This window comes from Iodidimonas nitroreducens (genome assembly GCA_000710935.1).
Taxonomy (GTDB): domain Bacteria; phylum Pseudomonadota; class Alphaproteobacteria; order Sphingomonadales; family Rhodothalassiaceae; genus Iodidimonas; species Iodidimonas nitroreducens.
The window spans coordinates 32,405-48,004 of record BAYV01000011.1 but is presented as its reverse complement, the minus strand read 5'-3'; the positions used below and the strand labels follow the sequence as shown (position 1 = coordinate 48,004).

Sequence of the window (15,600 nt, the reverse complement as noted above, 5' to 3'; positions counted from 1 at the left end):
GGCGGGAAAAATCAGACGCTGCATGAGCGCAGGCTGACAAGATCGCGCGAAACAATTAAAAAGCTGTAAAACACAGCCGTAAAACAAAGCGCCCCATCTGCGCAAAAGGGCACTTCATCTCAATTATTTGGGCTGATTTCAAAGGGAGATGCGAAAGAGGATCCGGTCTTCTTGCGACGAATCGATTTGCAACCGAGCCGGAATATCTCGTGCGACGATCCCCGCCAGATAAGCCGGTGCCGTGCGCGGCTCCAGATCTGCTTCAGAAAGCGTGCCTTCCAGGGCATCGCGGGCGGCGGAGGAAAACAGAACACGCGGCCCGGATGCAGACACTTCGATGACCTGGCCCGCCTCGGTTCCGGTGCTTTCAATCCGCAAAACACCGCCGCGCACCAGCCCTTCTCCGGCCAATAAAGCCAGATTAAGAATTAATTTCAGCGCATCCTTGGGCAGGCTGGGGCTTTGGATCTGCCATTCCAGCGTTGTTTTGGAATCCTGCAAAAAAGCCCTCAAGGCCTTTTCCCCATCGCGCGGATCGACCATCTTGCCAAAGCCGCCACCGGCCCCAAAGGCCAAGCGGAAAAATTGCAGGCGATTGGCGGTTTGCCGCGCACTTTGATCCAAAAGGCTCAGCACCTGCAGGCGCATATCATCATCATGCTCATCGGCCAGAACCTCAAGCCCGTTCGACAAAGCCCCCACCGGGCTGACAAGATCATGGCACAAACGCGAACATAACAATGCGGCAAAACTCACAGACGACATCAGCCCCCCTTCCCTTTCGACATGGGTGATTTTTTTCGCGCACCCCGGAACTTGCCATTGCATATTGGGGCAAGTCGCTTCAACACTCCACCATATTCAGCAAGAAGAGTCGTCTCAAAACCATCAGAAAGCCCCCTGCCCGTGACATTTTCAACCCATCATCCCCATCCCCCATCGCCTGCCCCTGATTTGGCGGGCGATCTTCCCGCCCTGATCATGGCTGCCATCGAGGCTGGCGAAGAAATCCTCGATGTTGCCAAAAGCGCGATCAGCGTGCGCAAAAAGGATGATCATTCTCCGGTGACCGAAGCCGATGAACGTGCCGAACGGGTGATTTTGGCCTGCCTTTCAAAGCTCACCCCCTCATGGATGGTGATCGCTGAGGAAAGCGCCGCCGCCGGTGGCCTGCCTGATCGGGTGAGCGGCCCTTTCTGGCTTGTGGACCCGCTGGATGGCACCAAGGAATTTTTAAAAGGCGGCGATGATTACACCGTCAATATCGCCCTGATCAAAGACGGCAAACCCCAGCTTGGGCTGGTTTATTGCCCGGCAAAGCGCCGCCTTTTCGTGGGTGATGTTCGCACCGGCGCGTGGCAGGCCGATATTTCAAATAACAATGAAATAGGCCCCAAACACGCCATCACCTGCCGCCCCTGCGCCACGCCCCCCACCCTTGTGGCCAGCAAATCCCATCGCAATGCCGAAACCGATGCTTATCTGGCGCATTATCCCGATGCCCCACTCACCTCCATCGGCAGTTCTTTGAAATTCTGCCTGGTGGCCACCGGCGAAGCGGATATCTATCCCCGCCTTGGCCCAACCATGGAATGGGATACGGCAGCAGGCCATGCCGTGCTTTTGGCAGCAGGCGGGGCCATGGTCGATGATCAGGGCGCGGATTTCCGCTATTATAAGCCTGGCTTTAAAAACGGCCATTTTCTGGCCTGGGGGGATCGCAACTTCACCCCCCGACCCCTCCTTTGAAACCGGCGTCTATTTTCAAGCCGGGCGGATGGTTTCCTGAAAGGCGATGGGCTGGCCATGGGCCGTGCCGATCAATTCATCATCGCGCATCACCACCCGCCCGCGCACAATCGTCGCCACGGGCTTGCCGATCATCTCCATACCGGTGAAGGGGCTCCACCCGCAGCGGGCGGCCAGCCAGTTGTCTTCGATGGTCCACTGGCGCTTCAGGTCCACAAGGCTGAAATCGGCATCATAGCCCATAGCCAGCCGCCCCTTGCTGCGCAGATTGAATAATCGATTCACTGATGTGCTGGTCAGATCCACCACCCGTTCAAGGCTCAGCCTGCCTTTGGCTGCATGGGTGAGCAGCAGGGGCAGCAGGGTCTGCACCCCCGGCATGCCGGAAGGCGATTGGGGATAGGGCTGGTTTTTTTCCTCAAGGCTATGGGGCGCATGATCAGAGCCGATCACATCCACCGTGCCATCCAGAACCGCCGCCCATAAAGCGTCCCTGTGCGCCGATCCCCGGATGGGCGGGTTCATCTGGGCAAAGGTGCCAAGCCGGGCATAGGCGGTTTCCGCATCCAATGTCAGATGCTGGGGCGTGGCTTCCACGCTGGCAATATCCTTATTGGCGGCAAGGAAGGCCATTTCCTCGCCCGTGGTGATATGCAAAACATGGATGCGCCGCCCCGCCCGCCGCGCCAGCGCCACGATCCGCCGGGTTGCCTTGATCGCGGTTTCCTCATCACGCCAGATGGGATGGCTGGACGGGTCGCCCGTCACCCGATGGCCTTGGCGGGCCAACAGGCGCTCTTCGTCTTCGGCATGAATGGCCACCCGCCGCCGCCCCGATTGCAAAACCCGCAACAAGGCTTCATCATCGCTGACCAGAAGATCGCCGGTGGAAGACCCCATGAATACCTTCACCCCGCAGCATCCCTCATGCCCCTCAAGATCAGCCAGACTTTCGGCATTATCGCCCGTGGCCCCCACATAAAAGGCAAAATCACACCACATCCGATCTTTGGCCCGGGCAATTTTATCGGCCAAAGCCGCCGGGGTGGAGGTGGATGGTTTGGTATTGGGCATTTCAAAAACCGCCGTCACCCCGCCCATCACAGCGGCGCGGCTGCCGCTTTCCAGATCTTCCTTATGTTCATTCCCCGGCTCGCGGAAATGCACCTGGCTATCGATCACCCCGGGCAGCAGATGCAGCCCCTTTGCATCGATCTCCTCGGCCGCAGTAACGGCACCAATTTGCCCCAGCCCTGTGATGCGGCCCTGATCGATGGCCACGTCGCCCACCGCGCGCCCGGCATGGGAAACCAGTGTGGCATTGCGGATGACCAGATCAATCTGACGGCCCATAATGTTGTCTTCCTCTTCATCTGATGATGTTCAAACTTGAATGAAGCCTCCATCATCCATAGATCATGCAAGCCTCGCCATAAAGATCAAACCGGAACAGGATCGCACTCATGAACAGCTTTGCCCATCGCCTCCCCGATCGCGCCCTGTTGTCGATCAAAGGGCCGGAAGCGCGGGATTTCCTGCAGGCCATCCTCACCCAGAATATGCGGGCCCTTTCGCCCGATAAAGCGCTTTATGCCGCCCTGCTCACCCCGCAGGGCAAGATGCAGTTCGATTTCTTTTTGAGCGAAGCCGAGGATGGCAGCATTTACCTTGATTGCGAAGCCGGGCAAAAAGCCGATCTGCTCCGCCGCCTGATGCTTTACCGCTTGCGCAGCAAGGCCGAGATCACCGACCGCAGCGAAGATTTCGATATCTGGGTTTTGTCATCTGATGTGATGGCCGATCTTTTTGCGAAAAATAACCTGCAATGGCCTGCTGTGGGCGAAGCTGCGGGGGCGGCGGCGGCTTTCCCCCAAGGGGTGATCTATCGCGATCCCCGCCATCAGGGGATCGGCCTGCGGGCGATCCTTGCTAAAAATGCCGAGACCCCAGCCCCCATGGATCCATCCGGGCAAAGCTATGAAATCCGGCGTCTGGATCTGGGCCTTCTGGATGGCAGCCGCGATTATCTGGCCGATAAAACATTGGCGCTGGAAGCCAATCTGGACCTGCTCAATGGCGTTGATTTCACCAAGGGCTGCTATATCGGTCAGGAGCTCACCGCCCGCACCAAGCATCGCGGCAAAATCCGCAAGCGCCTGCTGCCCGCGATCATCAAGGGCGGCGCCCCCGCCACAGGCACCCCAATCGAGAAAAACGGCAAGGCCGTGGGGGAAATCCGCAGCCATGAAGGGGATCGGGCCATCGCCCTTATCCGTATCGAGGATCTGGATAACCCCGATCTGCTGGCCGATGGTCGCCCTGTGCAGATCATCCATCCTGATTGGCTGGACGAAAAGCCCCGATCATCATAGAATCGGGCCCCACATCTAGGGAAGGAACGATTATGGCCCGCAGAAAAAGCAATAGTGGCCCCCTTAAAAAGGGCGATAAGCGTGTTTTAATCATGGCCGGGCTGGCGGGGCTGATCATCACCGCCCTCTTTGTGTGGATGGATTAGGCTCAGGACCCTAAAGATCAGCCACGCGCTCCATGCCCAGGGTCTGGCGCAGGGCTTGGCGCAGGCGATAAGCGGTTGCAAACGGGGCCTTCCCGCAGCCATCATAAAGCGCCGCTGCCGGGTTTTCCGCTCCCAAAGCCGCCAATCCATCAAGCCCCAGCTTTTGCCGCAGATGGCGATAGCACCAGATGCGGGCCTGAAGCTGGCGTCGTGCCAGCAGATCGGCATCGGGCATCGTCTTTCTGAGATCATCAAGGGCGGCAAATAAAGGCGCGCAGCCCTCCATGCCCTTCAGGGCAGAGATCATCAATATCCGCTCTGCCGGATCGTGCGGGTCCCCCTTTTTGGCCAAACGCAAGGAGAGGGCCCCCTCAAGATCGGCCCGCGCCTTCTCAGCCAGCGGCCCCATATCCGCTTTGGTAACGATAAACAGATCGGGTATTTCCATAATGCCGGATTTCATGAACTGGATGCTGTCGCCCGATCCGGGCTGGATGCAAAACAGAATATGATCAGCCATATCGGCAATATCGGTTTCGCTTTGGCCCACCCCCACGGTTTCAATCAGCACCCGATCAAACAGCGCGCGCATCAGGATCATCGCTGGAAAGCTGAGATCGGCCACCCCCCCCAAAGCAAGGCGCGCCGCCATCGACCGGATAAACAGCCCCTGATCATCCGGATCGGATGCCATGCGCATCCGGTCCCCCAAAAGCGCCCCGCCGCTATCTGCCGATGAAGGATCGACCGCAATCACCCCCACCGACAAGGCGGGATCAGCTTTTCGCCACTGCTGCACAAGGCTTGCGGCCAGGGTCGATTTCCCCACACCGGGCGGACCGGTCAGCCCGATCACATGGCCTTTGGGTGCATTGAACGCGTGATCGAGCAAGGCCATAACCTCCGGCGCTTCGGGCCGTTCTTCGATCAGGGCCAAAGCCCGCGCCAAAGAAGCCTTGCCCCCTTCGCGCAAACCATCCAGGCGCAAATCATCAAGGCGCAGATCATCAAGGCACAGACCATCAGGGGCCTTTGATCGGGCCATCATCGATCCTTCAGGCTTTGCCGCCCTCCAAAGCCGCTTTCGCCTCCAAAGCAGCCTGAGCGGCGGCCAGACGGGCAATGGGCACCCGATAAGGCGAACAGGATACATAATCCAGCCCCACGCCATGGCAGAAATGGATCGATGCGGGATCGCCCCCATGCTCGCCACAAATGCCCAGCTTAATCTCGGCTTTGGTGGATCGGCCCCGCTCTGCCCCCATCCGCACCAATTCTCCCACGCCGGTTTGATCGATGCTGACGAAAGGATCGCGGCTCAGGATGCCATAATCGATATAAAGGGGCATGAACCCGCCGGCATCATCGCGGCTGATGCCAAAGGTGGTTTGGGTCAGATCATTGGTGCCAAAGCTGAAGAAATCGGCCTTTCCGGCAATTTCATTGGCGGTGATCGCCGCCCGTGGCAATTCGATCATCGTCCCCACCAGATATGTGAGACGGGTTTCTTTTTCCTCAAAAACAATCTCTGCCACGGCGTCGATCCGCTCTTTCAAAAAAGCCAGTTCGGCCACCGTGCTCACCAGCGGGATCATGATTTCGGGGATGATCGTTTCCCCCGATTGTTCGCCCACATGAAGGGCGGCTTCAAAAATCGCCCGGGCCTGCATTTCATAGATTTCCGGATAGGCAATGCCCAAACGGCAGCCCCGATGGCCCAGCATCGGATTGGCTTCGGTCAGTTCCAAAGCCCGGCGGCGCAAATGTTCGGGATTGACCTGCATCACCGCCGCCACTTCGGCGAATTCCTTTTCCTCGCGGGGCAAAAATTCATGCAAGGGCGGATCAAGCAGGCGAATGGTCACCGGCAGGCCGCGCATGATGTGGAAAATCTCGGCAAAATCCTGCCGTTGATGGGGCAGCAAAGTTTCCAGCGCCCGCCGCCGCCCGGCTTCGTCTTCGGCCAAAATCATCTGACGCACGGCAATGATCCGATCGCCATCGAAAAACATATGTTCCGTGCGACACAGGCCAATCCCTTCGGCCCCGAAGCCGCGCGCCGTTTCGGTATCATGGGGGGTATCGGCATTGGTGCGCACGGCCATCGTGCGGGCGCGATCCGCCCAGGCCATAAGCTGGGCGAAATCGCCGCTCAATTCAGCCTTCAAGGTGGGCACATGGCCCGCCATCACTTCGCCGGTGCTGCCATCGATGGTGATCATCTCACCCCGCCTGATGGTGCGCCCCCCCACCGTCATTTCGCCGGTTTTAACATCAACGCGCAAGGCCCCCGCGCCCGAAACACAGGGCCGCCCCATGCCCCGCGCCACCACGGCAGCATGGCTGGTCATCCCGCCACGCGCAGTGAGGATGCCGCGTGCGGCATGCATCCCATGAATATCTTCGGGGCTGGTTTCAACCCGCACCAGAATCACCGCCTCGCCTTCCTTCGCCCGGGCTTCCGCTTCATCGGCGGTAAAGGCCACATGGCCCGAAGCCGCCCCCGGTGAGGCGGGCAGGCCGATGGTCAGCACATCGCGCGATGCGGCGGGATCAAGGGTGGGATGCAAAAGCTGATCCAAAGCCGCAGGATCGACCCGCATCACCGCTTCATCCTCGCTGATCAGCCCTTCCGAGGCCATATCCACGGCGATTTTGAGCGCGGCCTTTGCCGTGCGCTTGCCTGATCGGGTTTGCAGCATCCACAGCTTGTTATCCTGCACCGTGAATTCGATATCCTGCATATCCCGATAATGGCCTTCAAGGGTTTCAAAAATGCCGACCAACTGCCCAAACACCTTGGGCATCGCTTCTTCCATCGAAGGCTTGTTGCTTTTGCCTGCTTCCCGGGCCTTGATGGTCAGATGCTGGGGGGTGCGGATCCCGGCCACTACATCCTCGCCCTGAGCATTGATCAGAAATTCGCCATAATAGGCCCGTTCGCCGGTGGATGGATCGCGGGTAAAGGCCACCCCCGTGGCCGAACTTTCCCCCATATTGCCAAAGACCATGGCCTGCACATTCACCGCCGTGCCCCAATCTTCGGGAATCCCATTCAGCCGACGATAAACCCGGGCGCGATCGGTTTTCCAGGATTTGAAAACGGCGGAAATCGCCCCCCACAGCTGTTTCTGGGGATCCTGGGGGAAGGGCTTGCCAAGGGTTCTTTCTACTTCTTCCTTATACATCTCCACCAGATCGCGCAGATCTTTTTCGTCCAATTCGGTATCGAGATCGACCCCTTTATCGAGCTTTAGATTTTCCAAAGCTTCTTCAAACAGATGGTGCGCCACGCCCATCACCACATCGCCATACATCTGGATGAAGCGGCGATAGCTATCCCACGCAAAGCGGGCATCCCCCGATCGTCGGGCCAGCCCCTCGACCGTCAGATCATTCAACCCCAGATTGAGCACAGTATCCATCATGCCGGGCATCGAGACCCGGGCCCCGGATCGGACAGAAACAAGCAAGGGATTTTGGGAATCGCCAAAGATGGCCCCCACGCTTTGTTCCATCTTTTGCATGGCGGCCTCGATCTGGCCGGTCAGGGCATCGGGATAGCTTTGCTGATGGCGATCATACCAGGCGCACATCTCTGTTGAGATGGTGAAACCCGGCGGCACCGGCAGGCCAATGGACGACATTTCAGCCAGATTGGCCCCTTTGCCCCCCAACAGTTCTTTCATCTGGCGCGTGCCTTCCGCAGCGCCGTCTCCGAAGCTATAGACCCATTTCGACATGGCGGCCATATTCCCGTTGTTACCGAAATCTGGTTCGTGCGTTTCAATGCGAAACTTCAATAGCGTGTTCAGAACGCTCTGTCGCGCCCTATGGGCAGGTTTTTTTGCCAAATACAGAAAAAACCGGAAAAATCCGGTTTCATCTGCGCAAGATCATGAAAGAAAGAGCGGCCAATCAGCCAAAACGGCCGGTAACATAGGCCCGGGTCTGCTCTTTGCTGGGCTTCACGAAAATCCGGCTGGCCAGATCGAATTCCACCATTTCGCCCAGATGCATATAGCCCACATGATCGGAAATGCGGGCGGCCTGCTGCATATTATGGGTGACGATCAAAATGGTGATATTATCCGCCAGCTTTTCGATCAGATCTTCCACCTTGGCGGTGGCAATAGGATCGAGCGCCGATGTCGGCTCATCAAGAAGCAAAAGCTCAGGCTCCGGGGCAAGGGCCCGGGCGATGCACAGGCGCTGCTGCTGGCCACCCGACAGGCTATAGGCCCCTTCGTTCAAACGATCCTTTACCTCATCCCACAAAGCTGCCCCGGTCAGCGCTGCTTCCACCTTATCATCCAAGATGGTGCGTTTATTGATACCGCGAATCCGCAGGCCTGCGGCCACATTCTCGTAAATCGATTTGGGAAAGGGATTGGGCTTTTGAAACACCATGCCCACCCGCAATCTGATCAGCATGGGATCGGTTTTTGCCCCCACGATATTATCACCTTCGGGATAAAGGGTGATCGCCCCTTCATAACGATTATTGTGATAAAGATCGTGCATCCGGTTGAAACAACGGAGCAAGGTGCTTTTACCGCAGCCCGAAGCCCCGATCAGAGCCGTGACCTTTTTATCATGAATCGGCAGATTGATATTTTTCAGGGCCTGAAAATCGCCATACCAGAAATTCAACTGATCGACATTGGCCCGCAAGGTCGGCTCGGTTTCCGGTTTTTGGCCGTCCCGCGCCTCGATCAGCGCACTTAAATCCAGATCTTTCATGATCTTTTTCTCGCCTTCTGTCTGATCCGTCATCCGTTGATCTTTCTGGTGATCTTTTTGGCTTCGAGCGGGCTGCGATGCTGTCATTTCAGTGTGCACCGGTAGGAAAACGACCGTTTCAGCAGCCCATCATCACAACACCTTGCGCAGGCGATAGCGAATATAAATGGCAAAAGAATTCATCAGCAAGGTCATGGCGAGCAAAACAACCCCCGCCGCCGCCGCATTCACATGAAAATCCGCCTGTGGCCGGGAAATCCAATTGAACATCTGAATGGGCAACAAAGAAAAGGGGCTTTCAAGCCAATCAAAATTGATGAAGGGCACGCTTTCCTGCACCGGCGAAGGCGGCAGAAAGGCGATGAAGGTCAGCGCCCCGATGGTGATCACCGGTGCGGTTTCACCAATGGCCCGCGATAGCCCCATGATTGATCCCGTGAGAATGGCGGGACGGGCGCTCGGCAAAATATAGCGGACCGTGGTTTGCCACTGATCCGCCCCCAAAGCATAAGACCCCTCGCGCATCGATTGCGGCAGGCTGCGAATGCCTTCGCGGGTGGAAACGATCACGATGGGCAGGATCAGCAAAGCCAGTACCAGCCCCGCCACCTGAATGGTTTGACCCAAGCCCAGCCCATAAACAAAAAGCCCCAAAGCCAAAAGCCCGTAGATGATCGAAGGCACCCCGGCAAGATTGGTGACATTGATTTCGATGATATCGGTGATCCAGTTTTTGGGCGCATATTCCTCAAGATAAACGCCGGCCGCCACCCCAAGGGGAATGGCCAGAGCCGCCGTGACAATCATGACCAGAGTGGTCCCAACCCAAGCCGACATGATCCCGGCGCGGGCCGCCCGGCGCGAGGGGAAATTGGTCATGAAATCCCAATCCAGCCGGGGCAGCCCCTGTATCGCCAGATCAAGGATCAGGGCCACCAAAGTGAGCATGGCAATCAGCAAAACCAGCAGACCGATGACCACGAATGTGCGGTCGGTTCGCTTATTCCCGGAAATGATCTGTTGGTAGCTTTTCATGATCGTCTTTCCATCTCTCGACTTTATCCGGCGACTTTATCGGGTAGTTACATCGGGCGGCGGCAGCCATATTTTTTTCAAAGATCAATAAACTTCGCGGTAGCGGCGGCGCAGCCAGAAGCCAATGATATTGAACAGCAAGGTGATGACAAACAAGGTCAGCCCCACGGCAAAAATGGTTTGATAGCCAATCGATCCATGGGGCAGATCGCCTAAACTCACCTGCACGATATAGGCGGTCATGGTCGCCGCACCCTCAGAAGGATTGAGGGTAAGATTGGGGTTTTGTCCCGCTGCAATGGCCACCACCATGGTTTCCCCTACGGCCCGCGACATACCCAGAATATAAGCTGCGGTAATCCCGGAAAATGCCCCGGGAATCACCACCCGCAATGCTGTGTGAAAGCGCGAAAAACCAAGGGCATAAGCCCCCTCGCGCAGGGTATCGGGCACCGCCCGCATGGCATCCTCGCTCACCGAAACAACATAGGGCAAGATCATGATGCCCATCACCAGGCCCGGTGCCAGCATATTGAAGCCATTAAGACCGGGCATGAATTTCTGCAGCAAAGGCGTGACGAAAAGCAAAGCGAAATAGCCATAAACAACGGTGGGAACGCCACCCAGAAGCTCCAAAATCGGCTTGATCGCCTCGCGCAATTTGGCTGGGGCATATTCGCTCAAATAAACCGCCAGCACCGTACCCGCCGGAACCGCCACCAAAAGGGCAATCCCCGAAACCATCAAGGTCGCGCTTAAAAGCGGCAAAATGCCATAATGGGCATCGGTGAAAAGCGGGGTCCATTGGGTATCGGTGAGAAAATCCCAAATCGAGACGACCTCGAAAAAGCTCATCGATTCGGTGATCAGGATATAAACGATAGCCGCCGTCACAAAGACCGAAAGGCTGGCCGATAAAAACAACACCACGCGGGCGATACGATCTTTCAGCTTGCGACGCCACAGGAAGCTCGGGTCAACAAGAACCGAACCCCCGGCCCCCTGACCATCTGCTGCGCCCCCGATCAGGGCTGCTTGATCCGACATATTTTCATCCCGCTGAAAAATCCGCCTGAAGACATATCAAGGATATGACCGCTTTCGATGACAGTTTTATTGTATCGGCTGTTTTCTTATGCGCCGCCCCTTCTAACGGCCCCCTTCCATCTGAAGCAAGTCTTCAATCGATACCCCAATCTGCGAGCCATCTTCAAATACGGTTCCAAGGCGGCGGTTTTTAAAAATCGCCTGCGCCATTTCATAGGCTTCGAGCGGCAGGGGGACATAGCCCACCTCCTTCACCAGTTCCGCAGCCAATTCAGGATCGAGCATATAATCGACGAATTTTCTCACTGCTTCTTTTTCATCGGCAGCAGCCGCATTGACATAAACGAACAAAGGCCGGGACAAGGGCTGATAGGTCCCGTTCTTGGCTGTTTCAATGCTTGGCAAAACCGGCGCGCCACCCTGATAGCTGATAGGAATGGGCTTCAATTTATTCCGGTTTTCATCGAGATAGGCAAAGCCGAAAAATCCCAATGCGGAGGTGGTATTGGCCACCCCCATCACCAGAACATTATCATCTTCGCTGGCGGTGAAATCGCCCCGGCTGGCATGTTCCCGGCCCACAACAGCCTGCGTGAAATAATCATAAGTGCCCGAATCGGCGCCCGCACCAAAGAGTTCGAGAGCGCGATCAGGAAAGCTCTCGCGAATCTGATTCCAATTATTGATCCGGCCCTGCGCTTCTGGTTCCCACATCTTTTTCAATTCCGCAATGGTGAGGTAATCCACCCAATCATTGCGGGGATTGACGGCAATGGCCAAGGCATCCAGCGCCACCGGCATCTCGATGAAGTCAATGCCATTTTCCACACACAGCGCCATTTCCTCATTGCGGATGGGGCGCGAAGCATTGGTCAGATCAACCTCGCCCCGGCAGAATTTCTTAAAGCCGCCACCGGTCCCCGAAACCCCAACCGTCACCCGATAGTTGCCCCGATATTCAATCTGGAATTCTTCGGCGACCGCCTCGATAATCGGGAAAACCGTGCTGGACCCATCGATCCTGACCATCTGCTGCGCCATGGCTGACCAAGAAGCCGTCACGCCAAGGGCTGCCGACATGAGGATGGACACTGCTTTCATCTGAATATTCCTTATTTCTGGCCCTATTCCGGGCCTTCCTCTCGCTTTCATCCGGCCTTATCCTAGTAGGCCATTCATCTGGGCACTATGATCATCGCGAGCCTATGGGGCCCAAGCTGAAGACCCCCAATGACGCAATGACTACATTTTTGTTTCAGTTATATGACACATGCCCTTGTTATGCGGATGATGGCTGCGTAAAATTGTCATCGCTTTTGTGTTATGCTTTGAATTCCTAGCCACCAGCCATCCAATTTGACAAAGCCCGGCAAAACGCGCACGCCTTCATAAACCATAATGGATAAAGGGTCATCGATCATGCAGCATACGGTCAGCGCCTATGATGAGGAACTCAATGCCTTACGCTCTATCGTAACGCAAATGGGGGGCCTTGCCGAACAGGAACTTGCCGAGGCTGTCGCCGCCCTTACCGCCCGGGATCCGGAAGCCGCTGCCAAGGTCATTGCCATGGATAAACGGCTTGATGCTTTGGAATTCGAGGCCGATGCCCTTGTCGTTCAGATGATCGCCCGGCGCAGCCCTGTGGCGGACGATCTACGCGAGATCATTTCCGCCCTGAAAATCACCGGAATGTTGGAACGGGTGGGCGATTTTGCCAAAAACATCGCCAAGCGGGTGACGGTAATTTCCCAATCGGCGCCCGTGCGGCCAGCCGCCACCATCCCGCAAATGGCCCAGGAAGCGCATATGATGATTTCCAATGTGCTGGAAGCCTATGTGGAGCGCGATAGCGCCAAGGCGGTGATGGTCTGGCGCAGCGATGATCGGGTGGATGCTCTTTATAATAGCCTGTTTCGTGAATTGCTGACCTATATGATGGAATCGCCCTCTTCGATCACCCAAAGCACCCATTTGCTGTTCATCGCCAAAAATATCGAACGCATTGGCGATCAGGCCACCAATATCGCCGAGGTGATTTATTTCGCCATCGAAGGCGAGCCTTTGGAAGATGATCGCCCCAAAAGCGATACCACATCTTTTGCCCGGCCCGATCAGATCGCGCCCCCCCGGACCTGAAGAACCGGTTGATATGTCTCCGCTGATCTGGTGCACGGCCTTCTTTTGTGGCTGAGCGGCCGGAGACGATCACCTTTATGTGATGATCACGATGGAGAGCGGCGAAAGATAAGCGCTCCTGACCCTAAAAGGCGCGTGAAGCCCAAATAAAGAGCCGGGGCGAGCCACAATACAGGGCCGGTGCAGACCCGTTCAATCTTGACAAATTTGTCTTATCCAGTTTATTTTTCGTAAATCGGATTTATTTTCGATATACGAAATTAATTGTCATCGATTCCGCGCGATCAACAATGCCAGATCGTCTTGAGCCAGACTGACAGACAAAAAATCAAGGGAACCCTATGCGTATCGGGAAACAAGATCAGCCTTATTCGGCCATCTCCACATCCACCGCCGATGTGATCACCGTGCGGGGTCTGGATTTATGCGAAGATCTGATCGGCAAGATCAATTTTGCCGATTATTTCTATTTTCTGGTGACCGGCCAGATGCCGAATGACAATCAGCGGTTTTTTCTCAATGCCGTTCTGGTGGCCATCGCCGAACATGGGCTGGTGCCAAGCGTTCAGGCCGCCCGGATGACCTTGGCCGCCGCCCCCGAAGCCTGGCAAGGCGCGGTTTCGGCTGGCCTTCTGGGCTGCGGTTCGGTGGTTCTGGGCAGTTCGGAAGTGGCCGGACAATTCCTGACCCGCGTGCTTGCGCGGCAAAAATCAGACGATAGCGATCTTGATACGGCAGCGAAACAAACCATCGAAATGGCGGTTTCAGAAAAGCGTAAAATTCCCGGCATTGGCCATTCCCATCATTCCACCGGCGATCCTCGGGCCAATCTCCTGCTCAAATTAGCCGATGAAAAAGGGGTTTCGGGGGATCATATCGCGGCTTTGCGGGCCATCTCGAAACAGGCGAAATTGATCACCAATCGGGATCTGCCGGTGAATGTGAGCGGGGCCATTCCGGCGGTGATGCTGGATGTGGGCTTTCCCCTCAGCGCCTTGAAGGGCGTGCCCCTTCTGGCGCGCACCGCCAGCCTTGTGGGCCATCTTTACGAGGAAACGCAAAGGCCCATCGGCTTTGTTCTTTCTTATGGCGCCAGTCAGGCCATTGATTATGACGGCCCTGCTCCCAAAGAAAAGGCGTGAGGACACACATATGACCAAGATTTTGAAGGATATTCGGGTCGTTGAGATGGGCACCTTCATCACCGGCCCGGCGGCTGCCATGTATATGGCCGATCAGGGGGCCGATGTGATCAAGGTTGAGCGCCCCGAAACGGGTGATCCCTTTCGCGCCTTTAAAGGCGGGCTTTATAGCCCCCATTTCCAAACCTATAACCGCAATAAACGCAGTATCGCCCTCGATACCCGCCAACCCGAAGATCAGGCGGTTTTGCATGAACTGATCAAAACGGCGGATGTGTTCATTCAGAATTTCCGCCCCGGCGTGGCAGAAAAGCTTGGTGCCGGCGAGGAAACTTTGCGGGCCATCAATCCCCGGCTGATCTATTGCTCGATTTCAGGTTTTGGAACCAGCGGCCCGGCCATGGATCGCCCGGCATTCGACACGGTAGCGCAGGCCGCCAGCGGCTATTTACGCCTGCTGGTACCCCATGATAAGCCGCGCGTGCTGGGCCCGGCCATTGCCGATGCCGTCACCGGTTTTTATGCATCCTATGGCATTTTGGCGGCTTTGGTGGAGCGCGGCACCACCGGCAAAGGGCGGCGGGTGGATGTGTCGATGCTCGAAGCCATGTGTCATTTCAATCTGGATAGCTTCACCCATTATTTCTCCATGAATGAAGTGATGGACCCCTATAGCCGGCCCAGCGTCTCGCAATCCTATGTTTTTGAATGTGCTGATGGAAAATGGGTTGCGCTTCATTTGTCATCGCCCCCCAAATTCTGGGATGGGCTGGCCGCCGCCATTGAAAAGCCCGATCTGTTCGATGATCCCCGCTTTGCCGATCGCGCCGCCCGGATCAAACATCAGGATGATCTGATTGATCTGATGGCCCCGATCTTTCGCCGCCATGATCGCGCCTATTGGTGCGATCGGCTGGAAGCCGAAGGCGTGCCCTATTCCGCCGCCTATGATAGCGATGAAGCGCTGGAAGACCCGCAAGCCAAGCATCTCAAGATCAAGGTCAGCACCCACCATCCGGTGATGGGCGAATTCACCACGGTGCGCTCGCCTTTGTCTTATGATGGCGCCGCCAGCCTTGATGTGCTGGCGCCCCCGATGCTGGATGAGCATGGCGCTGAAATCCGTGCCGAATTAGCAGATCGGAACGCCTCTGTGCGCAATCAGGGCGCGGCAGAATAAATCGTGAACCGTGGCCTAAAGGCTGCAAGAAGAAGGAAAGATCGGCC

General features: G+C 56.5%; 13 protein-coding genes. 5 read left to right on the top strand and 8 right to left on the bottom strand.

Annotation, left to right across the window (positions count from 1 at the left end; all coding sequences use genetic code 11):
* Window positions 1–138: 138 nt before the first annotated feature.
* Window positions 139–765: a histidine phosphotransferase family protein gene (locus tag AQ1_RS05095; protein ID WP_042085067.1), complete on the bottom strand. Its 627-nt coding sequence runs from the start codon at window positions 763–765 to the stop codon at window positions 139–141.
* Between the two features lie 216 nt (window positions 766–981).
* Here AQ1_RS05095 and cysQ point away from each other — a divergent pair, with 216 nt between their 5' ends.
* Window positions 982–1,749, top strand: coding sequence for a 3'(2'),5'-bisphosphate nucleotidase CysQ (gene cysQ / locus AQ1_RS05090; RefSeq protein WP_042085063.1), 768 nt, complete (start codon window positions 982–984; stop codon window positions 1,747–1,749).
* A 15-nt stretch (window positions 1,750–1,764) separates the two neighbouring features.
* Here the strand turns inward: cysQ and AQ1_RS05085 are convergent, their stop codons facing one another.
* Window positions 1,765–3,102 carry a dihydroorotase gene (locus AQ1_RS05085; RefSeq protein ID WP_042084897.1) on the bottom strand — a complete coding sequence of 446 codons (1,338 nt, stop codon included), beginning with the start codon at window positions 3,100–3,102 and terminating at the stop codon, window positions 1,765–1,767.
* Between the two features lie 110 nt (window positions 3,103–3,212).
* Between AQ1_RS05085 and ygfZ the strand changes: the two genes are divergently transcribed.
* Window positions 3,213–4,121 (top strand): CAF17-like 4Fe-4S cluster assembly/insertion protein YgfZ, encoded by a 909-nt coding sequence (gene ygfZ, locus AQ1_RS05080; RefSeq protein WP_042084895.1) that lies wholly within the window; start codon window positions 3,213–3,215, stop codon window positions 4,119–4,121.
* A gap of 156 nt (window positions 4,122–4,277) precedes the next feature.
* Here ygfZ and AQ1_RS05075 read toward each other — a convergent pair whose 3' ends face one another.
* From AQ1_RS05075 to AQ1_RS05050, 6 genes are all read right to left on the bottom strand, one after another.
* Window positions 4,278–5,312: an ArgK/MeaB family GTPase gene (locus AQ1_RS05075; protein ID WP_161760432.1), complete on the bottom strand. Its 1,035-nt coding sequence runs from the start codon at window positions 5,310–5,312 to the stop codon at window positions 4,278–4,280.
* 10 nt (window positions 5,313–5,322) lie between these two features.
* Complete coding sequence (gene ppdK, locus AQ1_RS05070) at window positions 5,323–8,010, bottom strand: pyruvate, phosphate dikinase (protein WP_042085057.1); 2,688 nt, start codon at window positions 8,008–8,010, stop codon at window positions 5,323–5,325.
* A gap of 175 nt (window positions 8,011–8,185) precedes the next feature.
* The gene (gene pstB, locus AQ1_RS05065) at window positions 8,186–9,043 is read right to left on the bottom strand and encodes a phosphate ABC transporter ATP-binding protein PstB (RefSeq protein ID WP_462687103.1); all 858 of its coding nucleotides are present in this window, start codon (window positions 9,041–9,043) and stop codon (window positions 8,186–8,188) included.
* Between the two features lie 99 nt (window positions 9,044–9,142).
* Window positions 9,143–10,045 (bottom strand): phosphate ABC transporter permease PstA, encoded by a 903-nt coding sequence (gene pstA / locus AQ1_RS05060; RefSeq protein WP_042084893.1) that lies wholly within the window; start codon window positions 10,043–10,045, stop codon window positions 9,143–9,145.
* A gap of 84 nt (window positions 10,046–10,129) precedes the next feature.
* Window positions 10,130–11,092, bottom strand: coding sequence for a phosphate ABC transporter permease subunit PstC (gene pstC, locus AQ1_RS05055; protein WP_081837094.1), 963 nt, complete (start codon window positions 11,090–11,092; stop codon window positions 10,130–10,132).
* A 102-nt stretch (window positions 11,093–11,194) separates the two neighbouring features.
* Complete coding sequence (locus AQ1_RS05050) at window positions 11,195–12,193, bottom strand: PstS family phosphate ABC transporter substrate-binding protein (protein ID WP_042084892.1); 999 nt, start codon at window positions 12,191–12,193, stop codon at window positions 11,195–11,197.
* A 318-nt stretch (window positions 12,194–12,511) separates the two neighbouring features.
* On the opposite strand from AQ1_RS05050, the gene phoU reads away from it, so the two are divergent.
* The 3 genes from phoU to AQ1_RS05035 all read left to right on the top strand — a co-directional run bounded on the left by phoU (window position 12,512) and on the right by AQ1_RS05035 (window position 15,553).
* Entirely contained in the window at window positions 12,512–13,231 is a 720-nt protein-coding gene (gene phoU / locus AQ1_RS05045) for a phosphate signaling complex protein PhoU (protein ID WP_152550390.1), read from the top strand.
* 341 nt (window positions 13,232–13,572) lie between these two features.
* Window positions 13,573–14,373 carry a citryl-CoA lyase gene (locus tag AQ1_RS05040; protein ID WP_042084890.1) on the top strand — a complete coding sequence of 267 codons (801 nt, stop codon included), beginning with the start codon at window positions 13,573–13,575 and terminating at the stop codon, window positions 14,371–14,373.
* A gap of 10 nt (window positions 14,374–14,383) precedes the next feature.
* On the top strand, window positions 14,384–15,553 hold the full coding sequence (locus AQ1_RS05035) for a CaiB/BaiF CoA transferase family protein (RefSeq protein WP_042084888.1): 1,170 nt from the start codon (window positions 14,384–14,386) through the stop codon (window positions 15,551–15,553).
* The last annotated feature ends 47 nt before the right edge of the window (window positions 15,554–15,600 follow it).

Excerpts from the sequence above, each read along its gene's own strand:
- pstC (WP_081837094.1), bottom strand. The coding sequence starts at position 11,092 with ATGTCGGATCAAGCAGCCCTGATCGGGGGCGCAGCAGATGGTCAGGGG.
- phoU (WP_152550390.1), top strand. The coding sequence starts at position 12,512 with ATGCAGCATACGGTCAGCGCCTATGATGAGGAACTCAATGCCTTACGC.
- pstA (WP_042084893.1), bottom strand. The coding sequence starts at position 10,045 with ATGAAAAGCTACCAACAGATCATTTCCGGGAATAAGCGAACCGACCGC.
- AQ1_RS05095 (WP_042085067.1), bottom strand. The coding sequence starts at position 765 with ATGTCGTCTGTGAGTTTTGCCGCATTGTTATGTTCGCGTTTGTGCCAT.
- AQ1_RS05035 (WP_042084888.1), top strand. The coding sequence starts at position 14,384 with ATGACCAAGATTTTGAAGGATATTCGGGTCGTTGAGATGGGCACCTTC.
- cysQ (WP_042085063.1), top strand. The coding sequence starts at position 982 with ATGGCTGCCATCGAGGCTGGCGAAGAAATCCTCGATGTTGCCAAAAGC.
- AQ1_RS05075 (WP_161760432.1), bottom strand. The coding sequence starts at position 5,312 with ATGGCCCGATCAAAGGCCCCTGATGGTCTGTGCCTTGATGATCTGCGC.
- AQ1_RS05040 (WP_042084890.1), top strand. The coding sequence starts at position 13,573 with ATGCGTATCGGGAAACAAGATCAGCCTTATTCGGCCATCTCCACATCC.
- pstB (WP_462687103.1), bottom strand. The coding sequence starts at position 9,043 with ATGACGGATCAGACAGAAGGCGAGAAAAAGATCATGAAAGATCTGGAT.
- ygfZ (WP_042084895.1), top strand. The coding sequence starts at position 3,213 with ATGAACAGCTTTGCCCATCGCCTCCCCGATCGCGCCCTGTTGTCGATC.
- ppdK (WP_042085057.1), bottom strand. The coding sequence starts at position 8,010 with ATGTCGAAATGGGTCTATAGCTTCGGAGACGGCGCTGCGGAAGGCACG.
- AQ1_RS05050 (WP_042084892.1), bottom strand. The coding sequence starts at position 12,193 with ATGAAAGCAGTGTCCATCCTCATGTCGGCAGCCCTTGGCGTGACGGCT.
- AQ1_RS05085 (WP_042084897.1), bottom strand. The coding sequence starts at position 3,102 with ATGGGCCGTCAGATTGATCTGGTCATCCGCAATGCCACACTGGTTTCC.